General features: G+C 61.7%; 4 protein-coding genes. 2 read left to right on the top strand and 2 right to left on the bottom strand.

Annotated elements, in window-relative coordinates:
• Both IRZ31_RS20925 and IRZ31_RS20920 read left to right on the top strand, forming a co-directional pair.
• Positions 1-328, top strand: a 328-nt coding sequence (locus IRZ31_RS20925; protein ID WP_297157595.1) for an SCP2 sterol-binding domain-containing protein, incomplete at its 5' end; no start/stop codon positions are given.
• 404 nt (positions 329-732) lie between these two features.
• A complete protein-coding gene (locus tag IRZ31_RS20920; RefSeq protein ID WP_297157592.1) occupies positions 733-1,302 on the top strand; it encodes an excisionase family DNA-binding protein in 570 nt (189 codons plus the stop codon).
• 163 nt (positions 1,303-1,465) lie between these two features.
• Here the strand turns inward: IRZ31_RS20920 and IRZ31_RS20915 are convergent, their stop codons facing one another.
• A complete protein-coding gene (locus IRZ31_RS20915) occupies positions 1,466-2,644 on the bottom strand; it encodes a DUF1786 family protein (RefSeq protein ID WP_297157589.1) in 1,179 nt (392 codons plus the stop codon).
• Between the two features lie 226 nt (positions 2,645-2,870).
• A partial coding sequence (locus IRZ31_RS20910; RefSeq protein ID WP_297157586.1) for a hypothetical protein occupies positions 2,871-3,143 on the bottom strand: 273 nt, incomplete at its 5' end.

Below are 3,143 nucleotides of genomic sequence, written 5' to 3'. Positions count from 1 at the left end.
ACCGATGACAACTGCTGAGATCTTCGATGCAATGGTTCAGAATGTCAACCCGTCAGCCGCGAGTGGGCTGAACAAGACATTCCAGTGGAACATCACCGGAGATGATCCTGGCGTCTATGCCATTAAAGTGGAGAATGGTCAGGCCGAGCTGATCAAAGGCGGCGTGGAGAAGCCCGATATCACCCTCACAGTCAGTGATAAAGACTGGGCCTCCATTGTCGAGGGCAAGCTTGATCCTACCACGGCCTTCATGACCGGGAAGATCAAGATCAGCGGCGATATGATGCTGGCGATGCGCCTGCAGAATCTCTTTAATCGGCCTCGCTAAGCGCAGGCTTCAGCTCCTATTTCCGGCTGAGCGAAGCCACTTCCAGCCGCGCACAGCCAAAAAAAATAGAGCAACGCAACGAGCAGAGGCGCTCACGCGGCGTCTCCCGGCTGAGACACCTTGGTCCCATGAGAGGCTTCTCATGGACCCGAGGTGTTCTTCACTTTAATCGCTCCTGCGCTGCCTGCCATCGGCTCCCACCCTCGCTTTCTCGCTCGCCCCGTGGGTAGCTCTCGCGAGGCGGCTTTCCTCTCTTATGCCTTGCTAACCCTCCCCAGGTATGGTATACTCACCATGAACAATTGTATCTCGTCTGCTGCTTGCTTGCGCCGACTACTGGCGTACTGCGACGAGACGAAAACAAGCGAGACAACCAGCATCCCAGGTGGAGAAAGGCGTCCAAGATGGCCCTACGGAGTGATGAACTGCACTATAATTTGCAGCATCTGAATGGCATGCTGACTACCCATGAGGCCGCCAAGCAGCTCGATCTGAGTTACTGGCATTTTATGCATCTCGTAGAGGCCGGACGCATCCCCGGCGTACGAGTCGTCGATCGCTGGCTCTTCTCTCCGGCGGACCTCGATGAGTATAAGCGCCAGCGCTATGGTGAACTGGTCGATCTGGCCCGTACCGCGCTCTCTCACCCCGATGTTGATCTGACCGAGAAACAAGCCACCATCTGTCGTTATCTGGCCAATAGTGAACGCCCCTCCGCTATCGCCCGCAAGCTTCAGCAGTCCCGCCAGGCTGTCTACTCCCAGATTACCCTGATCCGCGAAAAGGTGGCCCGCATCCTCAATCAACGCAGCGATGCCAACGCCGACAGCGAGCAGCCCTCTTCCCGCCGCAAGGGCCGTCGCCGGCAGAGCAACAAAGGGCCAATTCCTTTACCCACTGCGGCCTCTGAGGCAGAGGCTTCCGCTCGCTCTCCCAGCGCCGAGACCCCTGAGAATGGTGCGACCCCTTCATGAAGCGCCCCGCGTCTACACCCCCTTCTCTTCCTTCTCCTCCTCTCTCTTTGCCCCTCGCTATCCAGCCCGTTCCCTCGCCCGTCATCCCTCTGCTCTGCTCGCCTGCAGGCAGGCCCGGCTCCTGCTTGCCCTGCCCTGCCTGTTCGCCCTGCGTCGCCGCGCGCTAAGCTGCCTCCGCCTCGCCTAGCAGCGCGGGCCGGATCGCCGGAGCGAGAGCCGGTACGCGCTCAGCCAGGGCGCGCAACAGGCCGAAGCAGCCTGCAAGCATCATGTCGCCGTGCGGCACAGCCTCGTAGTGGGGCAGGGTCGAACCGCGCAGCAGCTCGCGGCGGGGACCGGTGACCGCCACAAAAGGTAGCTCCGAGGTGACCGCGGACGATGCGCGCGCCTGCCCAGGCTCCAACACCAGCGCGCCATGTCCACTATCGTAAAAGACCTCATCGTTGGTCAACGTGCCGGCGGCCAGCTTCCGCAGCAGCTCCTCCAGCCTTGCCCGACTGATCTCGCCGGTATGGTGCTCAAAGAGGCCCACAATGCGCCCCTCCACCAGGTGGAAGGCCAGCGTATGGAAATTGCCGATATTGCAAAGCAGGCTATGTCTCTGCCGGCGCACGCGCGGGTCCTCCAAGGCCCCCAACGCAGCCGCGGCCCCTGTATCCATCAAGAGCACCGGCAGCTCTGGCGCCGAACCACTGTATTCCACATAGCGGGCAACACTGCTTTTAATAGCCTGCAGGCGAGTCAGCGCCGGTGGAATCTCCTCCGCCAGATAAGCGAAAGTCGCCGGTGTGGGCGAGCGGCGGATCATGCGCTCCAGAAACTCGAAGCGGAAGCGCCGATCGCTATAGCCCGGCGGCGCCGCCCCATGATCAAAAGCGGCGATGGCCAGCGCATCCACCCGCGGATCAAGATCGAAAGTGCGCAGAGCCTGGACGATCGCCCGCGCGTCCAGATCCTGCAGCTCGATATGGACCACATCCGGGCGGCGGGCCTGCCGGGCGGCCTCCTCCTCACTAATGATCTCAAAGCCCATCTGCGCCACCGCGGTCAGGTCATCGTCGAACGTGCGCGCCGCCTCGGGAGTCACTGCCACTGGATAGCCAGCCAGGGCATGATCGCGCGCCGCCCAGTGCGATGGGCCGCCGCCCATTGTCACCCCGGTCAGCAGCAGAGGCCGGCCCGCCGCCGTCGCCCGACGAATGCGCTCGGCCACAATCACCGTCGGCGAAGGCATCACCAGCTTGACATTGTTCTCCATCGTCCTGCCGCTTTCGAAGAGCAGGATATCCTGTGTTCCCGTGCCGATATCGATCGCCAGCACGCGTGCTGCTGCAGATGCCATACGCAATCTAAGCCCCCTTTCAGCCCTCTTCCTGAGAAAGAAAGAAAGAGCAACTAAAGGCAACGGACCAATCTACAAAAGGACGAGAGTAGAGCAACCTGGCGCTGCTCGTGACGCATGAAGAGTGGCGCCGCGTCAATTCAGTAGAGCATCTCGGCGTCAGAAAGAGAGCGTCGTGCGAGCGAGCAGGCTGGCGCTGGCATCCTTGCCTTGCCGTGCCGGCTAGCTAGAAACTAAGTAGCGTGAAGCCGGAGCGCGTTGTGATCGGGCGAACCTTCTTCAGCGAGCGCCAGGCCGACTTACTCATACGGGCCCGTTTGCGCAGAGCTGCCAGCTGCCCATCGGAAAAATGCTCGGACGCCACCAGCACAAACGTCCGCAGTTCCGCGCGCAGCTGATTAAGACGGCGCTCCAGCTCGGCCAGGCGCGCCCGATCGTGTGGCAGCCCCTGGACAGCCAGGCGGGCCAGATCCGCCCACTGGCTCATCAAGGGACGCAT

This window comes from Thermogemmatispora sp. (assembly GCF_019683635.1).
Taxonomy (GTDB): Bacteria; Chloroflexota; Ktedonobacteria; order Ktedonobacterales; family Ktedonobacteraceae; genus Thermogemmatispora.
The sequence above is the reverse complement of the archived record's forward strand: the minus strand, read 5'-3'. Positions and strand labels throughout refer to the sequence as shown.